We start from the raw sequence: 23,588 nt of genomic DNA on the forward strand, positions 1-23,588 counted from the left end.
TTCCTTTCTTCGTGCCGGACGGGTCCGGCGTTCTGCTTCGTTGCAGGACAGGTGTGGGTGTGGCGGCGCTCAGATCGCCTGAGCCTCGGACCGGCTCGGCGGACGCCACTTGAGGAGGGACTTCTCCAAGAGGGTGATCAGGTACTCGGCCACGAGGGTGACCACGGCGACGATGACCATGCAGGCGAAGACCGTGTCCGGGTCGAAGCTGCCCTGCGCCTGGCTGATGATGAGGCCGACGCCGTGCTGGGCGCCGAGCACCTCGGCCACCAGGGCGCCGATGATCGCGAAGCCGAACGCGGTGTGGAGGCTGGCGATGATCCAGGTCATGGCCGACGGGATGGTCACGTGCCGGGCGACCTGCACCGGCGAGGCTCCGAGCACCCGGACGTTCGCCACCAGGTTCTGGTCGACCTCCCGCACGCCCTGGAAGGCGTTGAAGAAGACGACGAAGAACACCAGCACGGCGGCGAGGAGCACCTTCGGGAAGACGCCGAGGCCGAACGCGACGATGAAGATCGAGCCGAGCACGATGCGGGGGATCGAGTTCACGACCTTGATGTACGGGCCGAAGACCGACGCGAGGTAGCGGTTGGAGCCGAGCAGGATGCCGAACACGACGCCCAGCAGGGTGCCGAGCAGGAAGCCGAGGAAGGCCTCCTGGACCGTGATCCAGAGGTTCTCCCAGATGGTCCCGAACGCGGTGCCCTGCGTGAACAGGTGCACCAGGCTGTCCCAGATGCCGGAGGGCTGGCCGTAGAAGAACTTGTCGACCCAGCCGACGGAGGTGAACCACTGCCAGCCGCCGACCACGACGATGGCGACGGCGAACCGGCCGACCCAGATCCAGCCGACCCGGCGGCGGTGCGCGCGGCGCCCGGCGACCCGGAGCTCGGTCTCGCGCTCGGCGAGGGGGGTGGAGGCGGGCGTGCCCGTCTTCTTCTGCGCGTTTTCTTTCTCTGCGATCGTCATGGTGGTCACGCCGCCGCTCCTGCCGTCTGCTCGTAGGCCCGCGTGACCTCGTCACGGAGCGACTCCCAGATCCGGCCCTGGATGTCGAGGAACTTCTCCTCGTGCCGGATCTCCTGAACGTTGCCGCGCGGTCGCGGCAGGTCGATGTCGAAGACGTCCTTGACCGTCCCCGGGCTGCTGGTCATGATGACCACACGGTCGGACAGCGCCACGGCCTCGTCGAGGTCGTGGGTGATGAACAGCACAGACGGCCGCAGCTCCTCCCACAGGGTGAGCAGTTCGGTCTGCATGATCGCCTTCGTCTGCACGTCGAGCGCGCCGAACGGCTCGTCCATGAGCAGGATGCGCGGGTTGTTGATCAGCGCGGCCGCCATCGCGACGCGCTTGCGCATGCCGCCGGAGAGCTGGTGCGGGTAGCGGTCCTCGAAGCCGGCCAGGCCGACCCGGCGCAGCCAGTCCATCGCGAGGGCCGTGGCCTCCTTCTTCGGCGTGCCGAGGAGGATGGGGCCGATCATCACGTTGGCCAGCACGGTCTTCCAGGGGAAGAGCGAGTCGGCCTGGAACATGTAGCTCACGCCGCTGGTGATGCCGTCCACGATCCGGCCGCCGACGCTCACGGAGCCGCCGCTCGGCCGCTCCAGGCCGGAGACCTGAGCGAGCGTGGTGGACTTGCCGCAGCCGGTCGGGCCGACGATGGCGCAGAACTGGCCGGGCTCGACCGTGAGGGTGACGTCGCGGATGGCCGTGAAGGTCTCACCCTTCGGCGTGAGGAAGCGTTTCGTCAGTCCGACGATGTCGATGCGCGCCGCCTCCTCGGCCGCGGGGGCCGCGGCGGCGCTTCTGGGTCGGTGTTCGACCATGAGTTCAAGACCTCTCTGTCTTCGGATGCACGAGTTCCGTGTGCATGCCGTGTGATCACCGATGCTCCCCCGCAGGGCCCCGCAGCTGTCTCGCTTGCGCCCGATTCGCCGCGTTGTGTGCGTTGTCGCAGGTTTTGCGCGTTCTGGGCGCACGCGCTCCCCAGCAGGAGATGAAACAATCTCGGGTGATGCGACGACGGATCAGACGACTCTCGAGCCAGATACTCCTGGCTCAATTGGCGATCCTCGTCGTCTCGATGCTGGTCGGCTTCCTCCTGCTGGCGCAGACCGCGCGCAGCAACCTCGACTCCGACTACCAGGCGCGCGCCGCGGACATCGCGCAGACCTTCGCGGGCATCCCGGACGTCCAGAACTGCATGGCGCACGGCGGGACGGGCTGCGACGCGACCATCCAGAACCTGGCGTCGCAGACCGCCAACAGCACCGGCGCGGCCTATGTCGTGGTGATCGACAGGAACCGCGTGCGGCACTCGCACCCCGACGCGGCGCTGATCGGGCAGAAGGTCGAGGAGCCCTTCGTCGCAGCCGACGGCAAGGTGCACCTGCGCACCGACACCGGCGCGACCGGCGTCAACGCGAACGCCCGGGTGCCGCTGTACGCACCCGCCTCGGACCAGATCATCGGGGAGGTGTCGGTCGGCATCCGGGAGAGCTCGGTGGCGAGCGAGCTGCTGTCCGAGCTGCCCGCCTACGGTTCGTGGTTCGTGCTGGCGCTCGCGATCGGGGCGCTCGCGTCGTTCGGGCTGGCCAGCCTCCTGAAGCGCCGCACCTTCGGCCTCGAACTGGACGAGATCGCGCGGCTGCTGCAGGAGCGCGAGGCCACACTGCACGGCATCCGGGAGGGCGTCATTGCGATCGACCCGGCCGGCCGGATCACCGTCGTCAACGACGAGGCGCAGCGGCTGCTGCGGCTGCCCGAGGGGGCGCGGGGACGGCTGCTGGCGGACGTGCTGGTCGCCGGGCCGATCCGCGACACCCTGACGGGCACGTCCGAGGTCAAGGACGCGATCGCGATCACCGACGACCATGTGCTCGTGATCAACCGGATGCCGGTGAAGCTCGGCAATCGCCCGCACGGCGCCGTGTTCACCCTCCAGGACCGCACCGAGCTGATCGGGCTCACCCGCGAGCTGGACGGCGAGCGCAGCTTCAGCGAGTCCATCCGCGCACAGCAGCACGAGTTCTCCAACCGCATGCACGCGGTGTCCGGCCTCCTGGAGCTCGGGAGGACGAAGGAGGCGCTGGAGTACCTCAACGAGATCCGCGGCACGACCGCCGACCTCGACGCCACCCTGCGCTCGCACATCGGCTCCCCGCTGATCGTCGGCCTCCTGCTGGGCAAGGCCGCGGAGGCGAACGAGCGCGGCATCGAACTGGTGATCGCGCCGGACACCGACCTCGGCGAGGCGCCGGAGCGGGTGCAGGCTCTGACGACGATCCTCGGCAACCTGATCGACAACGCCTTCGACGCCCTGTCCGGAGCGCCGGCGCCACGGCGGACCGTGGTGAGCGTCGTGGAGACGCCGGAGTCGGTGACTGTGCGGGTCGCGGACAACGGACCGGGTGTCCCCAGCACGGAGCTCCCGCGGATCTTCGAGAGCGGCTACTCGACCAAGCGCGGCTCGCTCGTGCGGCACAGCGGGCTCGGGCTGTCGCTCGTGCACTCGACCGTGACCAAGCTCGGCGGGACCGTCACAGTGTCCGGAGGGCCGGGCGCGACATTCACGATCGTGCTGCCGCGCCACACGGTCGCGGAGGCCTCCGCTCCCGCACGCACGGAAGGAGCCGCGCGATGAGCGGGCAGCCGGGAACGCCGTCGCTGAGCGTGCTGGTGGTCGACGACGACTACCGCGTGGCCTCCGTGCACGTCGGGTTCGTGGAGGCCGTCCCCGGCTTCCGCGTCGCCGGCCAGGCGCACACCGCGGCCGACGCCCTCCGGCTCGCGGGCGAACTGCGGCCGGACCTCGTGCTGATGGACGTCTATCTCCCGGACGGGGACGGCCTCCAGGTCGTACGGAGCCTGCTCGGCGAGCCGTCGGCGCCCGCGGTGATCGTCATCTCGGCGGCGAACGACATCGCCACGGTGCGCAAGGCCGTGCAGCTCGGCGCGCTGCACTACCTGGTCAAGCCGTTCGGGTTCGCGCAGCTCGCGGAGCGGCTGCAGGCGTTCCGGCGGGCGAACGAGGACCTGGGGGGCTTCCCCGAGGAGCCGACGCAGCACGACATCGACCGGGTCTTCGACCTGCTGCGGCCGGCGACGACCGTCCAGGCGGAGGAGCTGCGCCGGCTGGCGCCGACCCTCCAGGCGGTCTACGACGCGGTCGCAGCCGGCGACGGGAGCCTGTCGGCGAACGACGTCGCCGCGGCGGTGGGGATCAGCCGGACGACCGCGCAGCGCGCTCTCACCCAGCTCGAGCAGAGCGACGTGCTGCGGCTGGAGCTGCGGTACGGCGCGACCGGCCGCCCGGAGCACCGCTACGGGGTCAAGCGCCGCTGAGTCAGCAGCGCGTCGGCGCCCACCGCGGCGCCCACGACGAACGCGCCGGCCACGAGGGCCAGCCCGATGTAGATCAACGTGCGGGCGGCGCGGTCCTCGGTCCGCTGCAGCGACTGGCCGGCCACGATGACGCCGGAGCCGACCGGCTGGGCCACGATCGCGAAGCGGAGGCCCTGCTCGGGCTCCCAGCTCACGGCGTCGCCCTCCCCCGTCGCCTTCGCGGCGTCGAGGACGCCGTGCGGCACCTGGGCCGGCCTGCCGTCGAGGTAGCCGTTCCCGGCGATCGGGGCGCCGTGCGCGTCATACTGCACCCAGAACGTGCCGAGGTAGGAGGTGAGGTCGACGCGGTCGGGCTGCGTGGCGGCCGCCGTGGCCTCCCCGGTGGAAAGCAGCGCGCGCGGGGCGTCCTCCACCGCGTTGCGGCCCGACTGCTGCTCGACGATGTAGAGCGTGGCGAGCCCACCCGCGAAGAGGGCGTAGGCGGCGACGGCGACGACGATCCTGCGAAACCACATGCTCGCATGATGCGCCCCCGCGCGGCCCGGCGGCATCCGCCTTGCGAACGATTCGGGCGTCCCGCAGACGCGAACGCGCCCCCACTCCCGTGAGGAGTGAGGGCGCGAATGCTGCGGTTCGGGCCTAGTGGGCCGCGGTGACCGCCGACTCGATCTGGTCGGCGACCTGCTGCACCTGCGAGCCGTAGCCGCCGCTGAGGGCGGTGGTCGCGAGATGCTGGAGGTCGGCGGACTGCGCCGAGGCCGGAGCCGAGGCGAGCTGCGACAGGTCGCTGCGCAGCGAGTCCGGGAGCTTCGACGCGAGCTGGCTGTCGCCGGTCACGGCCGAGGCGATGCCGTTGACCTCGGAGCTGAGCTGCGAGGTGGCGCCCGACGTCGAGCCGGAGCCGAGGAGGTCGCCGCTCTGCAGGCCGGAGATCAGGCCCTTGACGTCGAGACCCTTCAGGTCGAGGCCGCCCTGGGCGTTGCCGTCCTGGTGGTCGCCGGCCTGGTCGTCGCTGTGCTGGGTGGCGCTCTTGAGCTGGTCGGCGAGCTTCTGGACGGCGCTGCCGTAGCCGCCGTTCAGCGCGTTCGAGACGAGCTTCTTGGCGTCAGCGGTGCGGTCCTGCGACGACGCGTTCGCGAGGGTCTTCAGGTCGCTCTGCAGGCTGTCCGGCAGCATCGAGAAGACCGGGGTGTCCGCCACGATCTTCTTGGCGAGCTTCTGCGCCTTGGCGCCGTTGATGTGCCCGTTGAAGAGCGCGTGCACCTGGCCGAACAGCGAGAAGCCGTCGCCCAGGTCGAACCCGGCGGAACCACCGGTCGAGCCCGAGGCACCGGGCGTCGAGGTCGAGGTCGAGACCGTCGCCGAGCCGGAGCCCGCAGCACCGGTGTCGCCGGTGGCCGCGAAAGCCCCCTGCGCCCCCACGCCGATGAGTGCTCCAGCCGCCACGATCGAGGCGGCGCCGATCACGACGCGACGAGCGCCGAACGCGGTGCGAGTGGTTCCGGAGGTGTTCTGGATGGTGTTCTTCACGTGGATCCTTTCCGTCGCCCACGACGAGGCCGGCAGGGGTGCCGGCCTGAGTCGACCGAGGGCATTCGGCGACGTTACGAGACCCGTCTGGGCCTCCCGTCCGGACCCTCTGCGAGGTCGCGAAGAGCACTTGAAGCCGTCCGTGGATCGCGGTAGCGGGCGAGCATACCGACCGGTATGGAGTGCCGTGCGGGGCTACCGCGACCGGCCTCCGCGGGTGCACCATGAGGGCAAGCGGCGGGCCAGGCCGTCCGGCCGAGCCGTGAGAGAAGAGCGGGAGCACCGGGTTTCAGGCGGCCCACCCCACGGGCAGCGCCAAGCAGACAGCGGCTGGTCCCACCCGCCGCCGGACGGCCGCGACAGCCGAGAGGAGAACGACGATGGACGATCTCGAGGGGACGGCGGCCGAGCGTCTCGACCGGCTCGCCGCGCTGGACGCCGGCGAGGTGACCCACGACTGGACGCGCCGCCAGCTCGAACGCGCACTGCGGGACTGGTCGGAGGACCAGGACACGCTGTCTGTGCTCGGCGAGGGGCGCGAGGACTACTAGCGGTCAGGCGTTTGACATTTAATTTCACAATTGCCCGAAGGCTCTAGACAGGCGCCGTCCCGCAGCGCTACCTTCCGAGCATGTCCAGCACTCAACCATCCGGGTTCGCGTCGTTCTCGCTCAACGGGCAGGACCTGACGAAGTCGGCCATCAACAGCGTCCGCGTCGCGCTCGGGATCAGCGGCGCCGTCGCCCTGATCATCGGCGTCATCATCGTGTTCTGGCCACGGACCGCCGCGGTCGGCCTCACGGTCCTGATCGCCATCTCGCTGCTCATCTCGGGCATCGCCTACCTCGCCATCGGCATCTTCGCCCGCGGGATCCGCGGCGGGGCGAGAGGGCTCGACATCGCCTTCGGCATCCTGCTGGTGATCGGCGCGATCGTGGCGTTCGCCAACCTGGCCGGCACGACGGCGTTCCTCGCGGTCTTCATCGGCATCCTGGTCGGCATCGCGTGGATCGTCGAGGGCGCGATGACGTTCGCCCAGCTCGGGGACGCGCCGTCGCGCGGCTGGTCGATCTTCTTCGGCATCCTGAGCATCCTCGCCGGCATCGTCCTGCTGTTCACGCCGCTGTGGGGGATCGTGGTGCTGTTCATCCTCGCCGGCATCAGCCTCATCGTGCTCGGGATCGTGCAGATCGTGCGCGCGATCACGTTCGGGCGCGGGATCGCGACGCCGGCGAGCTGAGCCGGAGCCCCGCGGCGTCGGCGGCCGGTGGCACACTGGGCCCGTGCTCCTCGACACGATCGTCACCACGCTGGAGACCGTCGCGGCAACGCGCTCGCGCCTGGCCAAGGTCGACGCGCTCGCGGGCCTGCTCGGCGACCTCCAAGCAGACGAGATCGCCCCGACGGTCGGCTTCCTGGTCGGCAAGCCGCGCCAGGGACGGGTCGGCGTCGGGTGGCGCAGCGTCGGCGCGATGATGGGCGGGGACGGGGCGGACGCTCCGACGCTGACCGTCCTCGACCTGGACGCCCTGCTCGGCGAGCTCGCCGCGCTCGGCGGGGAGGGTTCCGTGCGCGACCGCAGTGCCGCGCTGCGCGACTTCGCGGCCCGCGCGACGGCGGGTGAGCAGGACCTCCTGGCCCGCGTCCTGCTCGGCGAGATGCGCACCGGCGCCCTGGAGGGGGTCCTCCTCGACGCCATCGCCCGCACCGCCGACCGGCCGGCGCCGGACGTGCGCAGGGCCGCCATGCTGACCGGCGACCTCGGCGCGACGGCGGTGCTGGCGCTGACCGGCACGGCCGAGGAGCTCGCCGCTGTCGGCCTGGTGGTCGGCCGGCCGGTGCTGCCGATGCTCGCGGCCACCGCGTCCTCCGCCGCGGCCGCGCTGGAGACGACCGGCCGCGCGTCGGTCGAGTACAAACTCGACGGCGCGCGCATCCAGGTGCACCGCTCGGGCGACACCGTGCGGGTCTTCACCCGGACTCTCGCCGACATCACCCACCGCGTCCCGGAGGTCGTGGAGATCGTGCGCCGGCTGCCCGCGCGGGACCTCGTCCTCGACGGCGAGACGCTGGCCCTCGACGAGGACGGCGTCCCGCGCCCGTTCCAGGAGACCATGAGCCGTTTCGGCGCGGAGGGGCGCGAGACCCTCCTGCACCCGTGGTTCTTCGACATCCTCCACGTCGACGGGCGCGACCTGCTGGACGAGCCGCTGTCGGTCCGGCTCGCGGAGCTGGAGCGCGTCGCCGGCGAGCACCGGATCCCGGGCGAGGTCACGGACGACCCGGACACCGCCGAGCGCGTCTCCCGCGACGCCCTCGCCGCCGGCCAGGAGGGTGTCGTCGTCAAGGCGATCGACTCGCCGTACGCCGCGGGGCGCCGCGGCGCGAGCTGGATCAAGGTCAAGCCGGTGCTCACCTACGACCTGGTCGTGCTGGCGTGCGAGTGGGGTTCGGGGCGGCGCGTGGGGATGCTCTCCAACCTCCACCTCGGCGCGCGCGACCCGGACGGCGCGTTCGGCGAGCCGGGCGGCTTCGTGATGGTCGGCAAGACGTTCAAGGGCCTCACCGACGAGCTGCTGCGCTGGCAGACCGAGGAGTTCCAGCGGATCGAGGTGCGCCGGACGCCGGGAACCGTGTGGGTGGCGCCGACGACCGTGGTCGAGATCGCAATCGACGGGGTCCAGCGCTCGTCGCGCTACCCCGGCGGCATCGCCCTGCGCTTCGCCCGCGTCAAGCGCTACCGCGACGACAAGCCCGCCGCGGAGGCCGACACCATCGGCACCCTCCGCGCCCTCCTCCGCGAGTAGCCCGCCTGCCGTCGCATCCCGCCGCTGGACGCCCCGCTGCCAACGGAGGAGTCCGGCCCTCCCCAGCCCCGGGTCTCCTCCATTACCTGCTTTTGGCGGCTCGCCAGGCCGCAATCTCCTCCGTTAGCGACGGCGCGGTTACCGGAGGAGATTCGGTGCGACGCGCCCGGCAAACGCAGTCAACGGAGGAGACCGGGGTGGACTGGGGCGGGATCTCCTCCGTTGCCGACTTGGGAGGGGCTTGAGTCAGCGGGTGGGGATTGGGGTGGGGTGCTGGTCGGGAGTGGGGGTGGGGGCCGGGGCGTCGGCGGCTGCGCCGTCGGCGGGGGCGTGGTGGCGGCGCTCGAGGGCGGCGCCCTCGACGTCGACGTTCGGGAGGAGGCGGTCGAGCCACTTCGGGAGCCACCAGGCGGAGCGGCCGAGGAGGTGCATGAGGGCGGGCATCAGCAGCATCCGGACCACGAAGGCGTCCACGAGCACGCCGAACGCCAGGCCGAAGCCGATCGAGCGGATCATGGTGGAGTCGCTGAAGATGAAGCCGCCGAAGACCGAGATCATGATCAGACCTGCGGCGATCACGACCGAGCGGCCGGCGCGAAGGCCCTTCGCGACCGCCAAGCGCGCCGGGGCGCCGTGCACGTACGCCTCGCGCATCCCGGACGCCAGGAAGAGCTGGTAGTCCATCGCGAGCCCGAACAGGATCCCGACCAGGATCACCGGCAGGAAGCTGAGGATCGGGCCGGTGTGGATGCCGAGCTGCTCCGCTCCCCAGCCCCACTGGAACAGCGCCGTGATTGCGCCGTAGGTGGCGAACAGCGAGAGGATGAAGCCTCCCGTCGCGATCAGCGGCACCAGGATCGACCGGAACACCAGGATCATGATGAGCAGCGAGAGCCCGACCACGACCACCAGGTAGAGCGGGAGGACGCCCGCGAGGTTCGCGGAGATGTCCTGGTTGATCGCGGTCTGGCCCGAGACGCCGAGCGTGAACGTCCCGTCGACCGTTCCGAGGTGGCGCAGGGAGGTCACGAGGTTCTCGGTCGACACGCTGTTCGGGCCCTCCTTCGGGACGACCTGGAACGCGAACAGGGTGCGGTCGCCGGAGACGGCGATCGGGGCGACGGCGACGACGTCCTTCTGGTCGGCGAGGGTGCGGGCGATGTCGAGCTGCGCGCCGGTCACGGCGTCCTTCGCGACGCCGTGACCGGTGGTCGCGGTCACCAGCAGCGGGCCGGTCGCCCCGGCGCCGAAGGCCTTCTCGGTGACGGTGAACGCCTCGTAGGTGGTCGAGCCGACCGGCTCCGAGGAGCCGTCCGGGAGGCCGACGCGCATCGACAGCGTCGGGATGGCCACGATCAGCAGGGCCACGACGGCGCCGACCGCGGTGAGGACGGCGCGCCAGGTCTTCATCGGCTTGGCCTTGCTGTCGTCGTGGTGCACCTTCCCGACCGACGCGCGGGCGCGACGGCTCAGCACGCGGAGGCCGAGCAGGCCGAGCAGCGCGGGCGTGAGGGTGACGGCGATGAGCACGGCGAGCACCACCGCGATCGCGCCGACCGTTCCCATCAGGCCGAGGAAGGGCACGCCGGTGACGTTGAGCGCGAGCAGGGCGACCACGACTGTGGTTCCCGCGAAGACGACGGCGTTGCCGGAGGTGCCGTTCGCGAGGCCGATGGACTCCCGCGGCTCCGCGCTCTCCAGCAGCTGCTTGCGGTGGCGGTTGATGATGAACAGCGAGTAGTCGATGCCGACCGCGAGGCCGAGCATGATCGCGAGCACGGGCGTGACGGAGGCCATGTCGACCACGCCGGAGAAGGCGAGCGAGCCGAGGGCTGCCACGGCGACACCGAACAGAGCGGTGATGAGCGGCAGGGCGGCGGCGATCACCGAGCCGAGCACGATGAGGAGGACGATCGCGGCGAACACCACGCCGACGGCCTCGCCGACGCCGACGACCTGCGGGACGCCCTGCGCGATGTCGGTCGAGAACGACACAGTGACGCCGTCCACCGGCGTCGACTGGAAGTGGTGGATGACGGCCTGCTTGGAGGACTCGGAGAGCTCCAGGCGCGGCTTCGTGAAGGCGACGTTGACCAGCGCGGTCGAGCCGTCCGACGAGACCAGACGGATGCCCTTCGAGAGCGTGAGCAGTTCGGCGCCCTGGTCGAGCTGCTTCTGCGACGCAGTGAGCTTCGTCTGCTGCGCGGCGAGCTGGGCGAGGCCGTCGTCGATCGTCTTCTGCTGCGCGGCGAACTGCGCCTCCGCGGCCGCGGCCTGCGCGGCGGGCATGCTCCCCTGCGGTGCCGCGGCGAGCTGGGCCTTCGCGGCGTCGAGCTGGGACTGGCCGGAGGTGAGCTGCGCCTTCGCGGCGTCGAGCTGGGACTGCCCGGCGGTGAGCCGAGCCTGACCGTCGGCGACCTGCGCCGCCCGCTGGGCGCGCTCGGCCTCCGTCGCGAACGGGTCGTTCACGCCGGAGACGTCGGGCAGGTGCGCGCCGTCCGCGACGAGGGCGCTGATGTCCTTCTTCTGCGTGGCCGTGAGGGCGGAGCCGTCGTTCGTGCGGAAGACGACGGTGCCGGACGCGCCGGCGTAGTCCGGCAGCTTGGCCGAGAGCTCGTCCACGACGGCGCCGGCGGCGGTTCCCGGGATGTCGAACGACGAGGTGAGGCCCTTGAAGCCGATCAGGAAGCCGACCACGACGATGCCGAGCACCGCGAGCCAGGCCACGATCACCGTCCAGGCGCGGCGCGCGGAGAACTTTCCGAGGCGGTAGAGCAGTTCGGCCATGGCGGTCCCTTCGACGATCCGTAGAAAATAATACGCAACGGTCCGTCTCGTTGAATGTGGATAGGCTGTGAGCCATGTCCGAAAGTCGACGGGGAGCGCCCCGCAGCGAGGCGGCGCGGCTGGCGATCCTGGAGGCCACGGCCGCGCTCTTCGCCGAGCGCGGGTACGACCACCTCAGCATCGAGGGCATCGCGGCCCGCGCGGGCGTCGGCAAGCAGACGGTCTACCGCTGGTGGTCGGGCAAGAGCGCGCTCATCTCCGACTGCCTCCTGGAGGGGATGCTGCTGCCCGAGCGGTTCGCCGTGCCGGACACCGGCGACCTCCGCGCCGACCTCGTCGCCTGGCTGGCCGAGGTGGAGGCCGTGCTGGAGAGCCCGGGCGGGGAGGGGCTGTTCCGCTCCCTGATCGCGGCGGCGACCGAGAACGCGGACGTCGCCAGCCGGCTGCGCGAGTCGCTGGCGGACCCGCGCCTGTTCGCGCCGCGGCTGCGGGCGGCGCGCGACTCCGGGGAGGTGCGGGCCGACCTCCCGGTGGACGAGGTCAGCGAGGCGCTGATCGGCGCGGTCATGCTCCGCGCACTCGCGCACACACCGGCCGACCCCGGCCTCCCGGAGCGCCTGGTCGACCTCACCCTCGGCCCGCGCCCGGCGTAGGCTGCGGGCATCACCGGAGGGACGGAGGATCGACGTGTCGAACAAGACGCCTCGCGAAGAGGAGATCCAGAAGGAGCAAGAGTCGAAGGACGCCGAGAAGGAGCGCCTCGAACGCGAAGAGGAGGAGCGGCTCCGCTAGCGGCGGGCGGTCGCGCGGGCTCCGGCGTCGTGCGGGAGCTGGAACGCGCCTGCCAGCGGGATGAGCAGCAGCGCCGCCGCGAGCGCGAACGCCCAGTGGTACCCCGGCAACGGTGAGCCCGTGACCCCCTCCGACACCGCGGTGGACGCGCGCACGAACACGGCCACCACCGCGAGCCCCAGGGCTGTCGCGACCTGCTGCAACGAGGAGGCGAGGGTGTTCGCGTTGTTGGTGTCGCCAGCGTCCACGTCCGCGAACTGGAGTGTGTTGTACGCGCTGAATCCGATCGACCGGAACACGCCGCTCGCCACCAGCAGCAGGAGCAGCACCGGCAGCGGCGCCGCCGGCCCGATGCCGACGAACGCGGCGAGCACCAGCATCCCGAGCAGGTTGGACCAGATCAGCACGGTGCGGAAACCGAACCGGCGGATGAGCGGTGTCGTGAACGGCTTGATCGCCAGGTTCCCGACGAAGATCGCGATGACGGCCAGCCCGGCGAGGGTGGCGCTCCAGCCGTACGCGAGCTGGAACAGCAGCGTGAACAGGAACGGCGCTCCCGTGATGATCATGCGGTAGACGCCGCCGCTGATGTTCCCCGCGCGGAACGAGTGCAGCCGCAGCACGCTCCAGTCGAACAGCGCGTGCTCACGGCCACGTGACCGCGTGATGGCGGCCCAGCCGACCGCGATGGCCACGAGGATGGCCGCGCCGCCGGCGAGCTGCAGCCGGCCGTCCTCCGCGCTCAGCCCCTCCGCTCCGGCCGTCAGCAGCACCAGCGCGAGGGCGACCGCCGCGTAGCCGCGCCCGTCGAACGGGAGGTCGCGCTGCCGTTCCGTGTGCGGCACGAGCACCAGCCCGGCCACGATCGCCGCGATACCGAACGGGAGGTTGATCAGGAAGATCCAGCGCCAGCCGATCGTGTCGGACAGGATGCCGCCGAGCGCCGGCGCGATCACGGGGGCGATGAGCGCGGGCCAGGTCAGGTAGGCGATGGCGTCGAGGAGGTCGACGGGGTCGATGTCACGCAGCACCGCCAGTCTCCCGACCGGCACCATGAGTGCGCCGCCGATGCCCTGCAGCACGCGCGCGACCGTCAGCAGCGTCAGCGACGGCGCGAACGCGCACAGCAGCGACGCGAGCGTGAACACGACGATCGCGGTCAGCAGCACCGGCCGGATCCCGAGCCGGCGGGACAGCCAGCCGGTCGCCGGGATTCCGGCGGCCACCGCGAGCAGGTAGGCGACCATCGCGACGCTCACATCGGCCGGGGCGACGCCGAACTCGCGCGCCATCGTGGGAGCGGCGGTCTGGATGATCGTGCCGTCCAGGTTCTCCATGAAGAACGTGGCGGCCACGAGGAGTGCGAGGCCGCGGCTGAACGACACGGCCGTGCGGGTCACCGGCGCGGGTCCTCGCTCGCGGGCTTCGTCGCGGCCCCGGGCTCCACCGCGCGCCCGCGGTTCCGTCGCCGGACATCCCGGGGCGCCCGGCCGGCGAGGAACGAGCGGCCGGGGTCGACCACGAAGCCCTGGCGGAGGGCCTCCCGCCCGACGAGCATGCGGAAGCCCATCTGGTCGCGGTTGCTCAGCGTGGTCTCGGCGAGGACGGTCCGTCCGCCGAGCACGAGCTCCAGCAGCACGACGAACCGGTCCTCGGCGTGACCCGACGAACTGCGCACGACGCGGCGGTCGTGGATGGGGACCTCGACCACCGACGCGTCGGTGTCGGCGTCCTGCCACGGGTGCACCGTGAACCGCACCCGGTCGCCGGGGAGCTCCTCCAGATCGAAGGCGTGCAGCGCCGAGCTGCGGGCGCCGGTGTCGATCTTGACTTTGGTCCACGGAATGCCGATGCTGGGCAGGCTCGCCCATTCACGCCACCCCACGACGAGGGTGTTTGAATGGAGATCACCGGCCATCCCCCTATCTTTGCAGGATCCATCGATGAAGCTCGCCATCCTCTCCCGCGCTCCGCACGCGTACTCAACCCAGCGGCTGCGTGCGGCCGCGCGCGACCGCGGCCACACCGTGAAGGTGCTCAACACCCTCCGCTTCGCGATCGACCTCTCCGGCCCCGAGCCCGACCTGCAGTACCGCGGGCGGCTGCTGTCCGACTACGACGCCGTCCTGCCGCGCATCGGCAACTCGATCACCTACTACGGCACGGCCGTCGTGCGGCAGTTCGAGCAGATGGACGTCTACACGCCCAACACGGCGAACGGCATCACCAACTCGCGCGACAAGCTGCGGGCCAACCAGATCCTGTCGCGGCACAACATCGGGATGCCGGCGACCACGTTCGTGAACAGCCGCGCCGACGTGCGCATGGCGATCGAGCAGGTCGGCGGCGCGCCCGTCGTCATCAAGCTGCTGGAGGGCACCCAGGGCATCGGCGTCATCCTCGCCCCGGAGGCGAAGATCGCCGAGTCGATCGTGGAGACGCTGCACTCCACCAAGCAGAACGTGCTCATCCAGAGTTTCATCTCGGAGAGCCGCGGCCGCGACATCCGTGCGCTCGTCGTCGGCGACCGCGTGGTCGCGGCCATGCGGCGGGTGGCGAGCGGCGACGAGTTCCGCTCCAACGTGCACCGCGGCGGCACCGTCGAGAAGGTGGAGCTGACCCCGGAGTACGAGGAGGCCGCCGTGCGGTCGGCGCAGATCATGGGACTCCGCGTGGCCGGCGTCGACATGCTCGAAGGGCACGAGGGTCCGCTGGTGATGGAGGTCAACTCCTCGCCCGGCCTGGAGGGCATCGAGCGCGCGACCGGCCTCGACGTCGCGGGCGCGATCATCGACTTCATCTCCAACCAGGTCGCGTTCCCGGAGATCGACGTGCGCCAGCGGCTGACCGTCTCGCGCGGCTACGGCGTGGCCGAGCTGCTCGTGCACGGCGACGCGGACCTGATCGGCAAGACGATCAAGGGGTCCGGGCTGTGGGACCGCGACATCACGGTGCTCACGCTGCACCGCGGCGCCACCGTCATCCCGAACCCGCGCAGCGGCGTGGAGCTGCAGGCGGGCGACCGGCTGCTGTGCTTCGGCAAGCTGGAGGAGATGCGGTCGATGATCCCGGACCGGAGGAAGCGCCGCACCAAGGTGCGCCGGCTGCCGAAGGACCACATGGCGGAGGCTGCGTCGGCGTAGCCGCTAGGCCGAGCCCGCGTCCCACCAGCGCAGCACGCGCAGCGCCCGCAGGGTGATCCAGCGGCTCGGCATCCCCTCGTTGTCGCCGAAGTCGAACCAGGCCGGGCCCTCGTGCCGGTTCTCCAGGTTCCAGAGGCCGTCGGCGTCGGCCTTGCCCCGCAGCAGCTCCACCGCCTCCGCGAGGCGCGGGTCGCGGCGGTCGACGCCGCGGAAGTGCTCCAGGCCGCGCAGGATGTCGTGGAACCAGCGCACCGGGTTGCTCAGCAGCGTCATCCGCGGGTCGGCGACCTCGCCGGTGCTGAGCCGGCGGAACAGGCCGCGCGCCAGGAGGTACTCCTCACCCGTGCGCTGCGCGTCGGCCGACGCCGCGTCGCCCCGGCCGGTCGCGTTCCAGGCGCCGAGGCCCTCCACCGCGCAGATGGTGGAGTGGAACGACGAGACCCGCGCGCCGTACCCGGCCCAGCAGTTCCAGGCTCCGTCCCCGAGCCGGCCGCCGGCCAGCGTGGCGGCGACGTTCGTGCCGTCCTGGCCGAAGTAGGCGGCGAGCGCAAGCACGACGCCGTTGATACAGGGCTCCGTCTCGCCGTCGAAGTAGGGCTCGCCGGCATGATCCCAGCCGACGTGGTCGCGCACGTGGGAGACGGCCTCCAGCGCACGGGGATGCGCGGGGTCGACGCCGAAGTCGGCGAGCTGCTGCAGCGTGAAGTGGGTGGCGGTCCAGGCGTCGAAGAACGGGCGGTCCTCCTGCGCCCATCCTGGCCGGTAGACGCCGCCGTCCCAGCGGCCGTCCGGCTCTTGGGCGTCGAGGAGCCGGGCTCCCCAGCCCTCGGTCGCGACGCGGTCGCGCTCGGCGGCGACGGTCTCGTCGGACGCGCCGGCGAGGTCGCGGAGCACCTGCCAGCGGATGCTCGGGTCGGAGTCGAGGAGCCACTCGATCGTGTCCATGCCCCGCATGCTACTCAGGGTCCACGATGTTCATCGAGGGGGCGCAACACGCCGCGTCGTCGCGCGGGAGGCGGCGTGTTGCGTCCCTTGGATGCTCAGCGGCGGGAGCGCTCGGCCACGAGGACGAGGACGACGATGGCCAGCAGCGCGCCGATGAGCGCGATGCCAGGCAGCTCGCCCGCCCGCAGCGGCAGCATCCACGCCGCGAGGAGGCCGGCCACGAGCGCTCCGGCTGCTCCGATGAGGCGGTACGCCCACGGACCCAGCCGCAGCTCGCGGCGGTACTCCGCGTCGCCGACCAGGTAGACGGCGACGCCGCCGGAGAGCAGCCAGGCCGCGGCCGGCGTGACCGGCGCGAAGGCGTCCTCCAGCGAGAGGTGGAGGCCGGCGGCCACCCCGACGAGACCGAACAGCATCACGAAGTGGGCGACGTAATACGCGGTGAGGGCCAGCGTCGTGCCTCCCCGGGTGGGCATCGCGCCGAGCGACCGCTCCGCGCGCTCGTCGTCGCCCGAGAAGTAGCACCACCAGAGCGCGGCCACCATCGCGACGGTCGCGACCGCACCGAGCACGACCTGTGGGCTGATCCCCGACGCGGACAGTCCCGCGCCGACCGACACGATCGACTCGCCGAACGCGATGATCATCAGGAGGCCGTGACGTTCGACGAAATGCGCTGCACCGATCGCGAACGGGTCGGCCCTGGTGACGAGCCCGGAGACGAGGAAGAGCACGAGGGGGGCCAGAAACAGCGCCCACTCCAGCCAGCCGGTCGCGAAGCCGGACGCGATCAAGAACAGTGCCGCCACGACGTTCAGCGGCCCGACGCGCAGCATCACGCGCACCGAGCCGCGCCCTCCCCGCGCGATGAACAGGCCGGCGTGGATGACCACGACCGTCAGGTAGGCGACCCCGAACAGCACGCCCGACCCGGTGAACACGTCCGGGATGGCGAGCGACAGCACGAGGAACGCGGCCATCGCGGCGATGAGCAGCAGCCGGACGGGCACGGTGTCGGGCACAGCCTGGTTGGTGAGCCACGCGAACGCGTCGTACATCCACCAGACGACGGCGAGGATGGCGGCGGCCCGCAGCACCGAGTCGACGCCGGGATGCTGCACGATGACCGCGGTGAGCTGGCCGATCGTGAACACGAACACCAGGTCGAACAGCAGCTCGATCGTGGACACGCGCGACGCCACCCGCCCTATCCGGCCTCCGGTCACCCCGCTCACAGGGAGAACGTTAGCGGGGGGCGCGGCCTCTAGGCTGGCCCCATGCCCACTCCTTTCGTCGCCGATCCCGCCCGCTACGACTCGATGCCCTACCGCCGCGCCGGACGCAGCGGCCTCCAGCTCCCACCGCTCTCGCTCGGGCTGTGGCAGAACTTCGGCACCGCGCGGTCGTTCGACACCCAGCGCGCGATCGTGCTGCGCGCCTTCGACCTGGGAGTGACGCACTTCGACCTGGCCAACAACTACGGGCCGCCTCCCGGCGCCGCCGAGGAGTTCTTCGGCCGCATCCTCGCCACCGACCTGCGCGCCTACCGCGACGAGATCGTGGTGTCGACCAAGGCCGGCTACCTGATGTGGCCGGGGCCGTACGGCGACTTCGGCTCGCGCAAGTACCTGCTGTCGTCGCTCGACCAGAGCCTGCGGCGGCTGGGGCTGGAGTACGTGGACGTGTTCTACCACCACCGCCCTGACCAGCAGACCCCACTGGACGAGACGATGGGCGCTCTGACGGCGGCCGTCGCCCACGGCAAGGCGCTTTACACCGGCGTCTCGAACTACGACCCGGCGCAGACCACCGCTGCAGCGGCGCTGCTCGCCGACGCCGGGACCCCGCTGCTCCTGCACCAGCCGCGCTACTCCATGTTCGACCGGCACGTGGAGGACGGCGTCCTGGCCGCTGTGGAGGCCGCGGGCGCCGCCGCGATCGTGTTCTCGCCGCTGGCCCAGGGGATGCTGACCGACCGCTACCTGAACGGCGTGCCGGAGGGCTCGCGCGCGGTCACGAGCGTGTTCCTGCACGAGTCGGACCTGACCGAGGACGTGCTGACGAAGGTGCGCGCGCTCAACGACATCGCGGCCGGGCGCGGGCAGAGCCTGGCTCAGCTCGCGCTGCAGTGGGTGCTGCGGAACCCGGTGGTGGTGTCCGCGATCATCGGGGCGAGCAGCGTTGCGCAGCTGGAGCAGAACCTCGGCGCGGTGCACGCGCCGGCGCTGGAGGCCGGCGAGCTGGCCGCGATCGACGCCGCGCTCGCCTGAGCCCCGCCGAGGGGTCGCGACACGCCGCTGTCCGCGACGCGCGGCGGCGTGTCGCGTCCCCTGTGGACGACTAGGCGAGCGTCGGGAGCGTCGCGAGCGCCTCGTCGACGTGGGAGGTCAGCGTCGCATCGGCGGGGCCGGCGATCCACTGGGCGAAGCCGACATGGAACGCGCCCACCGCGGCCTGCCCGGCGAGGCTGGCCGCGGGCTCGGCGACGCCGCGAGCGCGCAGGGCTGCTCCCGATGCGATGGCGAGGGAGGCCAGCTTGAGCAGCTCGCGCTCCTGCAGACTCGGGTTCGCCGCGATGACCGCCGAGCGACGGCGCGGGAAGTCCGCACCGCGGCTGTCGATCAGCGCCGCGGCCGCACGCATCCCGGCGGCGGCCACCGCGAAGGGCGGAGCATCGGAGGGCGCGTCGGCGATGGCGGCGAGCACGGCCTCCTGCATCACGGTGGATCCGGCGAAGAGCACCTCCCGCTTGTCGGCGTAGTGGCGGAAGAAGGTGCGCTCGGTGACGCCCGCGCGCTCGGCGATGTCGGCGACGGTGGTCCCCTCGAAGCCGCGCTCGGCGTACAGCTCGATGGCCGCCCTCTCCAGGCGGCCGCGCGCGTCCGGTGTCCAGCGTCCCACGGGACGAGTGTAGCCGGTTCCCGGGCGGGTGATGACAGTTGCTGACATCGGTGCTATCGTGATGTCAGTCACTGACGACAGTCACTGACATCACCGACACTCGCAACGATCCCATGACTCGGGAGGTCATCCCCATGCGCGTCTTCGTCACTGGAGCATCCGGCTGGATCGGCTCCGCCGTCGTCCCCGAACTCCTCGCCGCCGGTCACGAGGTGACCGGCCTCGCCCGCTCCGAGGCATCCGCCGAGCGCATCCGCGCCACCGGCGCGACCGCCGTCGCCGGCTCGCTCGACGACCTGGAGAGCATCCGCTCCGGCGCTGCGGCGTCCGACGCGGTCATCCACCTCGGCTTCAAGCACGACTTCTCCGACTACGCCGGCGCCGGCCGCACCGAGCGCGCCGTGGTCGCCACGATCGGCGACGAGCTCGCCGGCTCCGACCGGCCGTTCCTGTTCGCGTCGGGCATCGTGGCGCGCCCAGGCGAGGTGCTGACGGAAGATGTTCCCTCGCCGTATGTCGGCCCCGACGCCCCGCGCGGCGGCGGCGAGGCGTTCGCGTTCGAGTACGCCGACCGCGGCGTGCGGCCGGTCGCGCTGCGGTTCTCGCCGACCGTCCACGGCCGCGGCGACCACGGCTTCAGCGCCGAGCTGGTCCGCATCGCCCGCGAGAAGGGCGTCGCGGGTTACGTGGGCGACGGCTCCAACCGCTGGCCGGCCGTGCACCGGCTCGACGCCGGGCGGCTGGTCCGGCTCGCGCTGGAGCAGGCCACCCCGGCGGCACGCGTGCACGCGGTCGGCGAGGAGGGCATCCAAGCCCGCGACATCGCGACCGCCATCGGCGAGGGGCTCGGCCTGCCCGTGGAGTCCATCGCGCCGGAGGACGTGGACGCGCACTTCGGCTGGATCGGCCGGTTCTTCGGGATGGACATCCCGGCCTCCAGCGCGATCACCCGCGAGCGCTACGGCTGGACGCCGACCGGCCCGACCCTCCTCGAGGACCTCGCCTCCGGCTCCTACTTCGAGGCCGTCGCCGCCCGCTGAGCGGCGGGCGCGGGAAGCAGCCCCAGCACGGCGGCGGCGAGGAAGCATACCGCGCCGCCGACCGTGCCCACCCCCGTCCAGAACGCGCTGAGGAGGGCGTCGGTCCCCGGCAGCTCGAACGCGCCGACGGCGGCGAAGCCGAAAAGCACGGAGCCGAGCAGGTTGAGCACGGCGCCGGCGCCGTCCCGCCGCGACCCGCGTTGCCGGGCGACCGCCACCACGGCGATCAGGCTGGAGACCAGAAAACAGATCGACCCGTAGGCGTCCGGCCGCCAGCCCGTGCCCCCGGCCGAGCCTGCGGGGACCGCCGCGGCGAGCGCGATCGTCGTGCTCACGTTGAAGAACAGCGTCCCGACGAACTGAATGACGGACGAGCTGCGGTTCGGGACGCCGAGGGCCAGTCCCGCGCCAAGCGTGAAGAACACCGAGCCGACCACGAACACCACGTTCGTGACGATCGCGCCGAGCGCGTCCGCGACCGACGGCAACGCGGCGAACGCGAAGCACACCGAGCCGACCGCGAAGGAGGCGTCGGAGAGCAGGAGTCTCCTCCGCTCCCCGCCGCCTCCTCCGTCGCTCACGCCGGCTCGCTAGTGTGCGAAGTGCGTCCGCGTGCGCGCGGACTCCGTCGCCTTCGCCGCCGGGTGCGTCGCGCCGGCCTTCTCCGCCTGCTCCCCCAGCTCGGCGACCACCGCGCGGATGTCGTTCACGAGGTCCTCGGCGAGGTCGGCGTTGAAGCCGTCGCGCACCACGATCCGCAGCACGGCGACGTCGGTCGCGTCGTCCGGCATCGTGTAGGCGGGCACCTGCCAGCCCCGCGCGCGGAGCTCGTGCGACACCTGGAAGACCGTGAACGGCGTGCCGTCCTTCAGCGCGAACGAGATGACCGGGATGGCGGAGCCGTCCGTGATGACCTCGATCGCCGGGTCTTCGGCGAGGCCCTTCGAGATGAGCAGCGCGGTGTCGCGCAGCGCCTCCATGATCGCGGTGAACCCGGCGCGGCCGAGCCGCACGAAGTTGTAGTACTGGCCGACGATCTGGTTGCCGGGGCGGGAGAAGTTCAGCGTGAACGTGGGCATGTCGCCGCCGAGGTAGTTCACCCGGAACACCAGGTCGTCCGGCAGCCACTCCGCCGAGCGCCACACCACGAACCCGATCCCCGGATAGGTGAGACCGTACTTGTGCCCGCTGACGTTGATCGACACCACTCGTGGGAGGCGGAAGTCCCACTCCAGGTGGGGGTGCAGGAACGGGACGACGAAACCTCCGCTCGCCGCGTCCACATGCACCGGCACGTCGGGTCCGCCCGAGGCGGCGAGAGCGTCGAGTGCGTCGCAGATCGCGGCGATGGGCTCCAGCTCACCGGTGTAGGTCGTGCCGAGGATGCCGACGACGCCGATCGTGTTCTCGTCGACCGCCGCGGTGACCTGCTCCGGCGTGATGACGTAACGCCCCTTGGCGACGGGGAGGTAGCGCGGCTCCACCTCGAAGTAACGGCAGAACTTCTCCCAGACGACCTGCACGTTCGAGCCGAGGACCAGGTTGGGCACGCCTCCCGGGTCGGAGCCTCCGGAGACGCCCGCCCGCTTGGCCCGCCAGCGCCACTTGAGCGCCAGGCCCCCGAGCATGACGGCCTCGCTCGACCCGATCGTCGCGGCCCCGGTCGGCTCACCCGGCTCGGCGTGGAACAGGTGCGAGACGATGGACACGCAGCGGCGCTCCATCGCCGCGGTCGCCGGGTACTCGTCCTTGTCGATCATGTTCTTGTCGAACGCCTCGGCCATCAGGATCTCGGCCTCCGGGTCCATCCACGTCGTGACGAAGGTGGCGAGGTTGAGACGCGAGCTGCCGTCGAGGAGCAGCTCGTCGTGGATCAGCCGGTATGTGCTGGCCGGGTCGGTGGCGTCGTCCGGCAAGAGGTCCGGAGGGCTCTTCCGCGACAGGCGGCCGGTGTAGGCGGGGGCGAGCCCGGTGTCACCGCTCGCCGTTTGGATGTCTGACTCGAGCCGCGCCATGCGCCGCCCCTCTCTGCCTCGGCTCCGCCACGGGTCGGCGGCGCCTGCCTATCGGCAGCGGATCAGTTCGACTTGTCGAGCTTTCCGATCTCGTTGCCGCTGATGTCGTAGACGACCAGGGTGCTGCCCTTCGCCGTCCCGCTCGACGCCTTCGCCAGCCACTCGTCGACCCCCTGGCACGCCATCAGGGTGCTGGCGATCGGTCCGAAGGTGATGGTGTCGCCGTCGACGGAGCCCTTGCCGGTCAGGCGGTTGCAGCCGTCCGAGCCGGAGAAGGCGCCGTCGTTCTCGATCGTGAGGTTCGGCTGCGACGCGGCCGTCGAGCCCCAGGTGCCGACGAGCGCCGCGCCGCTCGGGGTGCCGGCGCAGCCGGCGAGGAGGGCGAGAGCAGCCGCGGCGACGAAGCCGCCGCCGAGGCGCCGAGCCGACGCCTGGCGGATCGTTCGCGTCATGTCGTCCTGCCCCTCTGCGGTCCGCCGGGTGCTGCGGACCGCGTCACGAGGCCGAGGATAGCGGCGCGCGACGAGCGCGCACCAGGGTCGTAGCCCGGGATTTCATCCGCTCGTGAGCTCGTCCACGAGCGCCAGCACGGCCGGGCTGCCGAGGATGCGGAAGTGGCCGCCGACCGGCATCCGGAGGTTGCGCGCGCCCGGCAGCGCACAGCCTCCCGGGATGTGCGGGTCGTACCAGCCCCAGATCGACACGACCCGGCCGACGTCCGCGCCGTCGCCCGCCAACTGCACCAGCTCGGGCTGGCCGGGTCGCAGCGCGCGCACGGCGGGGATCGGGACGAACGCCGCGAGCGGCGAGCCGGAGAACGGCGTGGCGATGGCGACCACGCGGCGGATGCGCGCCGACGCGTCCGGCCTCCCAAGCAGCAGGCGGGCGACGAGTCCGCCCTTGCTGTGCGCGACGATCGTCACTCCGCTCAGGTGCTGCTCGCGCAGGTACTGCTCCACCAGGTCGGCGGCCTCCGCGAGCGACATCCCCATGTGGCCGAGGGACGCGACGACGTGCACGGGATGGCCGGCGGCGTGGAGGCGGCGCGCCAGCGGGTGCAGGAAGCGCCAGGTCTCGTAGATGCCGGGCAGCAGCACGATGGGCTCACCCTCTCCGGCCTCGTCGACGAGCGCCTCGGGAGGGTCGTGGTCGAAATTCGCCCGGAGCTGGTGCCGCAGCACGTACTCGTAGTCGGCGAGGAGCACGCCGGCCCGGCGGACGAAGAGCAGCGCGGCGCGGACCGGGCCGGGGCGCGCGTTCTCTTCCACACGGTCAGCA

Annotated in this window: 23 protein-coding genes; 9 read left to right on the forward strand and 14 right to left on the reverse strand. The window is 71.6% G+C overall.

Annotated features, from left to right (window positions below):
- Nucleotides 1-69: 69 nt before the first annotated feature.
- Both ABH923_RS10120 and ABH923_RS10125 read right to left on the reverse strand, forming a co-directional pair.
- Complete coding sequence (locus tag ABH923_RS10120; protein ID WP_370057337.1) at nucleotides 70-972, reverse strand: ABC transporter permease; 903 nt, start codon at nucleotides 970-972, stop codon at nucleotides 70-72.
- A 5-nt stretch (nucleotides 973-977) separates the two neighbouring features.
- Nucleotides 978-1,832 carry an ABC transporter ATP-binding protein gene (locus ABH923_RS10125; protein WP_370055238.1) on the reverse strand — a complete coding sequence of 285 codons (855 nt, stop codon included), beginning with the start codon at nucleotides 1,830-1,832 and terminating at the stop codon, nucleotides 978-980.
- A 236-nt stretch (nucleotides 1,833-2,068) separates the two neighbouring features.
- Between ABH923_RS10125 and ABH923_RS10130 the strand changes: the two genes are divergently transcribed.
- On the forward strand, nucleotides 2,069-3,649 hold the full coding sequence (locus tag ABH923_RS10130; protein ID WP_370055239.1) for an ATP-binding protein: 1,581 nt from the start codon (nucleotides 2,069-2,071) through the stop codon (nucleotides 3,647-3,649).
- Nucleotides 3,646-4,350 carry a response regulator gene (locus ABH923_RS10135; protein ID WP_370055240.1) on the forward strand — a complete coding sequence of 235 codons (705 nt, stop codon included), beginning with the start codon at nucleotides 3,646-3,648 and terminating at the stop codon, nucleotides 4,348-4,350. Before ABH923_RS10130 ends, ABH923_RS10135 begins: the two co-directional genes overlap by 4 nt.
- Here the strand turns inward: ABH923_RS10135 and ABH923_RS10140 are convergent.
- Both ABH923_RS10140 and ABH923_RS10145 read right to left on the reverse strand, forming a co-directional pair.
- Nucleotides 4,329-4,865, reverse strand: a complete 537-nt coding sequence (locus ABH923_RS10140; RefSeq protein ID WP_370055241.1) for a hypothetical protein — start codon at nucleotides 4,863-4,865, stop codon at nucleotides 4,329-4,331. The genes ABH923_RS10135 and ABH923_RS10140 overlap by 22 nt on opposite strands.
- Nucleotides 4,866-4,989: 124 nt before the next feature.
- Nucleotides 4,990-5,880, reverse strand: coding sequence for a hypothetical protein (locus tag ABH923_RS10145; RefSeq protein WP_370055242.1), 891 nt, complete (start codon nucleotides 5,878-5,880; stop codon nucleotides 4,990-4,992).
- Between the two features lie 380 nt (nucleotides 5,881-6,260).
- Here ABH923_RS10145 and ABH923_RS10150 point away from each other — a divergent pair, with 380 nt between their 5' ends.
- The 3 genes from ABH923_RS10150 to ABH923_RS10160 all read left to right on the forward strand — a co-directional run bounded on the left by ABH923_RS10150 (nucleotide 6,261) and on the right by ABH923_RS10160 (nucleotide 8,687).
- Nucleotides 6,261-6,431 (forward strand): hypothetical protein, encoded by a 171-nt coding sequence (locus ABH923_RS10150; RefSeq protein WP_370055243.1) that lies wholly within the window; start codon nucleotides 6,261-6,263, stop codon nucleotides 6,429-6,431.
- 80 nt (nucleotides 6,432-6,511) lie between these two features.
- Complete coding sequence (locus ABH923_RS10155; RefSeq protein ID WP_370055244.1) at nucleotides 6,512-7,120, forward strand: HdeD family acid-resistance protein; 609 nt, start codon at nucleotides 6,512-6,514, stop codon at nucleotides 7,118-7,120.
- 43 nt (nucleotides 7,121-7,163) lie between these two features.
- Entirely contained in the window at nucleotides 7,164-8,687 is a 1,524-nt protein-coding gene (locus ABH923_RS10160) for an ATP-dependent DNA ligase (protein WP_370055245.1), read from the forward strand.
- Nucleotides 8,688-8,933: 246 nt separating this feature from the next.
- Here ABH923_RS10160 and ABH923_RS10165 read toward each other — a convergent pair whose 3' ends face one another.
- A complete protein-coding gene (locus ABH923_RS10165; RefSeq protein ID WP_370055246.1) occupies nucleotides 8,934-11,474 on the reverse strand; it encodes an MMPL family transporter in 2,541 nt (846 codons plus the stop codon).
- A gap of 74 nt (nucleotides 11,475-11,548) precedes the next feature.
- Between ABH923_RS10165 and ABH923_RS10170 the strand changes: the two genes are divergently transcribed.
- A complete protein-coding gene (locus ABH923_RS10170) occupies nucleotides 11,549-12,127 on the forward strand; it encodes a TetR/AcrR family transcriptional regulator (RefSeq protein ID WP_370055247.1) in 579 nt (192 codons plus the stop codon).
- A gap of 135 nt (nucleotides 12,128-12,262) precedes the next feature.
- Here ABH923_RS10170 and ABH923_RS10175 read toward each other — a convergent pair whose 3' ends face one another.
- Nucleotides 12,263-13,666, reverse strand: a complete 1,404-nt coding sequence (locus ABH923_RS10175) for an MFS transporter (protein WP_370055248.1) — start codon at nucleotides 13,664-13,666, stop codon at nucleotides 12,263-12,265.
- Entirely contained in the window at nucleotides 13,663-14,184 is a 522-nt protein-coding gene (locus ABH923_RS10180; RefSeq protein WP_370055249.1) for an ATP-dependent zinc protease, read from the reverse strand. The genes ABH923_RS10175 and ABH923_RS10180 overlap by 4 nt, the downstream gene beginning before the upstream one ends.
- Before the next feature lie 25 nt (nucleotides 14,185-14,209).
- Between ABH923_RS10180 and rimK the strand changes: the two genes are divergently transcribed.
- Nucleotides 14,210-15,409, forward strand: coding sequence for a 30S ribosomal protein S6--L-glutamate ligase (gene rimK / locus ABH923_RS10185; RefSeq protein ID WP_370055250.1), 1,200 nt, complete (start codon nucleotides 14,210-14,212; stop codon nucleotides 15,407-15,409).
- Nucleotides 15,410-15,412: 3 nt separating this feature from the next.
- Here rimK and ABH923_RS10190 read toward each other — a convergent pair whose 3' ends face one another.
- Together ABH923_RS10190 and ABH923_RS10195 are read right to left on the reverse strand one after the other, a co-directional pair.
- The gene (locus ABH923_RS10190) at nucleotides 15,413-16,354 is read right to left on the reverse strand and encodes a hypothetical protein (protein ID WP_370055251.1); all 942 of its coding nucleotides are present in this window, start codon (nucleotides 16,352-16,354) and stop codon (nucleotides 15,413-15,415) included.
- 95 nt (nucleotides 16,355-16,449) lie between these two features.
- Nucleotides 16,450-17,544 carry a low temperature requirement protein A gene (locus tag ABH923_RS10195; RefSeq protein ID WP_370055253.1) on the reverse strand — a complete coding sequence of 365 codons (1,095 nt, stop codon included), beginning with the start codon at nucleotides 17,542-17,544 and terminating at the stop codon, nucleotides 16,450-16,452.
- An 87-nt stretch (nucleotides 17,545-17,631) separates the two neighbouring features.
- On the opposite strand from ABH923_RS10195, the gene ABH923_RS10200 reads away from it, so the two are divergent.
- Nucleotides 17,632-18,624 carry an aldo/keto reductase gene (locus ABH923_RS10200; protein ID WP_370055254.1) on the forward strand — a complete coding sequence of 331 codons (993 nt, stop codon included), beginning with the start codon at nucleotides 17,632-17,634 and terminating at the stop codon, nucleotides 18,622-18,624.
- A gap of 70 nt (nucleotides 18,625-18,694) precedes the next feature.
- Here ABH923_RS10200 and ABH923_RS10205 read toward each other — a convergent pair whose 3' ends face one another.
- On the reverse strand, nucleotides 18,695-19,255 hold the full coding sequence (locus ABH923_RS10205; RefSeq protein WP_370055255.1) for a TetR family transcriptional regulator: 561 nt from the start codon (nucleotides 19,253-19,255) through the stop codon (nucleotides 18,695-18,697).
- A 113-nt stretch (nucleotides 19,256-19,368) separates the two neighbouring features.
- On the opposite strand from ABH923_RS10205, the gene ABH923_RS10210 reads away from it, so the two are divergent.
- Nucleotides 19,369-20,295, forward strand: a complete 927-nt coding sequence (locus ABH923_RS10210) for an SDR family oxidoreductase (protein ID WP_370055256.1) — start codon at nucleotides 19,369-19,371, stop codon at nucleotides 20,293-20,295.
- Here the strand turns inward: ABH923_RS10210 and ABH923_RS10215 are convergent.
- From ABH923_RS10215 to ABH923_RS10230, 4 genes are all read right to left on the reverse strand, one after another.
- Nucleotides 20,268-20,876: a hypothetical protein gene (locus ABH923_RS10215; RefSeq protein ID WP_370055257.1), complete on the reverse strand. Its 609-nt coding sequence runs from the start codon at nucleotides 20,874-20,876 to the stop codon at nucleotides 20,268-20,270. The two genes, ABH923_RS10210 and ABH923_RS10215, sit on opposite strands and share 28 nt — an antisense overlap.
- 9 nt (nucleotides 20,877-20,885) lie before the next feature.
- Nucleotides 20,886-22,310: a glutamate decarboxylase gene (locus ABH923_RS10220; RefSeq protein WP_370055259.1), complete on the reverse strand. Its 1,425-nt coding sequence runs from the start codon at nucleotides 22,308-22,310 to the stop codon at nucleotides 20,886-20,888.
- 62 nt (nucleotides 22,311-22,372) lie between these two features.
- Nucleotides 22,373-22,762, reverse strand: a complete 390-nt coding sequence (locus ABH923_RS10225; protein WP_370055260.1) for an META domain-containing protein — start codon at nucleotides 22,760-22,762, stop codon at nucleotides 22,373-22,375.
- 102 nt (nucleotides 22,763-22,864) lie between these two features.
- On the reverse strand, nucleotides 22,865-23,578 hold the full coding sequence (locus ABH923_RS10230; RefSeq protein WP_370055261.1) for an esterase/lipase family protein: 714 nt from the start codon (nucleotides 23,576-23,578) through the stop codon (nucleotides 22,865-22,867).
- Between the last annotated feature and the right edge of the window lie 10 nt (nucleotides 23,579-23,588).

It is taken from the genome of Leifsonia sp. EB41 (assembly GCF_041262565.1).
GTDB lineage: Bacteria > Actinomycetota > Actinomycetes > Actinomycetales > Microbacteriaceae > Leifsonia.